This window comes from Streptomyces sp., from assembly GCF_031178505.1.
Taxonomy (GTDB): domain Bacteria; phylum Actinomycetota; class Actinomycetes; order Streptomycetales; family Streptomycetaceae; genus Streptomyces; species Streptomyces gulbargensis.
The window spans coordinates 1-1,827 of sequence record NZ_JAPSIW010001013.1; the positions used below are offsets into that span (position 1 = coordinate 1).

Here is a 1,827-nt window from a genome sequence, read left to right on the forward strand (position 1 = left end):
CCGCGCCGCCCTGTTCGTTCCGCCGCCGCACCAGCCACCACATCATCCGGTCGCCCCGCCCTGCCCCCGCGCGGGTGACCGCCGCCCCCATCGCACCGTGCCGCCATGCCGCACGCCTCGCCACACCTCTGCGCCATCGCGCCCGGCCCGCCACGGCCGACGCCCGAAGGAGCACTGACGCCATCGCCGAGCCGCACCCGGAGGAGACGCCCGTGCACCACACCACCGCCCTGCTCATCGAGCTCGGGGCCATCATCCTGGCCCTCGGCCTCCTCGGCCGCTTCGCCGGACGGGTGGGCTTCTCGCCCATCCCCCTCTACCTCCTCGCCGGACTCGCCTTCGGGCACGGCGGCATCCTGTCGCTCGGCGCCAGCGAGGAGTTCATCGCCACCGGCGCCGAGATCGGCGTCATCCTCCTGCTGCTCCTGCTCGGCCTCGAGTACAGCGCGGGAGAACTCGTCACCAACCTCAAGACCCAGTTCCCCTCCGGGATCGTCGACTTCGTGCTCAACGCGCTGCCGGGAGCAGTGGCCGCGCTGCTCCTCGGCTGGGGCCCGGTCGCCGCCGTCGCCCTCGCCGGCGTCACCTGGATCTCCTCGTCGGGCGTCATCGCGAAGGTCCTCGGCGACCTGGGCCGCCTCGGCAACCGCGAGACACCCGTCATCCTCGGCGTCCTGGTCATCGAGGACCTCGCCATGGCCCTCTACCTGCCTCTCCTCACCGCACTGCTCGCCGGGGCGGGCCTGGCGGGCACCGGCCTGACGCTGCTCATCTCGCTGGGCACCGTCGGCGCCGTGCTGTACGTCGCCCTGCGCCACGGACGCCTGCTCAGCCGTGCCGTCTCCTCCAGCAACCCCGAGATGCTCCTCCTCGTCGTCCTCGGACTCACCCTGCTGGTGGCCGGTATCGCCCAGCAGCTCCATGTCTCCGCCGCCGTCGGCGCGTTCCTCGTGGGCATCGCGCTGTCCGGCAGGACGGCCGAGGGCGCCGGGGTGCTGCTCTCGCCCCTGCGGGACCTGTTCGCCGCGGTGTTCTTCGTCTTCTTCGGCCTGTCCACCGACCCCGCCGACATCCCGGCCGTCCTGGTCCCCGCCCTGCTCCTGGCCGTCGTCACCACGGGCACGAAGATCGCCACCGGCTGGTACGCGGCCGGGCGCGCCGGGGTGCGGGCCGCCGGCCGGTGGCGGACCGCGGGCGCGCTGGTGGCTCGCGGTGAGTTCTCCATCGTCATCGCCGGGCTCGCGGTCGGCGCCGAGCCCCGCATCGGCCCGCTGGCCACCGCGTACGTCCTGATCATGGTCGTGACCGGCCCGGTCGCCGCCCGCTTCACCGAGCCCGTGGCCCGCCGCCTCAGCCGCCGCGCCCCCGCCCCGGCGGCCACACCCGTGGCGGCGTCCGCGCCCGCCGCCGACGCCGAGCGCCGCGACGCGGAAGCCATGCCCGCCCCCTGACCTGTCAACGCCCGGCCCGGCAGCGCCGGGCGCGCACCGACCGTCGACCGAACGAGGGAGACCGGATGACCACCCAAGCCGTACCCGGGCGACTGCTCGACGGCTACGCCGACATCCTGACCGAGGCGACCGCGACCGGCCGCCGCCTGACCCGAGAGGAGCTGACCTCACGCCGGGCGCTCGGCGCGCAGGCCGCCGAGGCCGGGCTGGCCTGGCGGGCCCTCGTACGCGAACACCTCACCGCGACGCGCGCCCACGGCCGTGCCACCCGCGACCCCGAGCACCTGCTCGCCACGGCGGCCCAGGCCATCGACGCCTTCGCGGAGGGGTACGAGCGCGCACAGCGCATGATCGTCCGTCAGGAAGGTCACGCACG

At 74.9% G+C, this 1,827-nt stretch carries 1 protein-coding gene and 1 pseudogene; both read left to right on the forward strand.

What is annotated here, in order from left to right; translation table 11 throughout:
- Window positions 1-212 precede the first annotated feature (212 nt).
- Window positions 213-1,451, forward strand: a complete 1,239-nt coding sequence (locus RIF68_RS35690) for a cation:proton antiporter (protein ID WP_076687606.1) — start codon at window positions 213-215, stop codon at window positions 1,449-1,451.
- Between the two features lie 65 nt (window positions 1,452-1,516).
- Window positions 1,517-1,827, forward strand: a pseudogene (locus tag RIF68_RS35695) (PucR family transcriptional regulator); the annotation flags it as partial.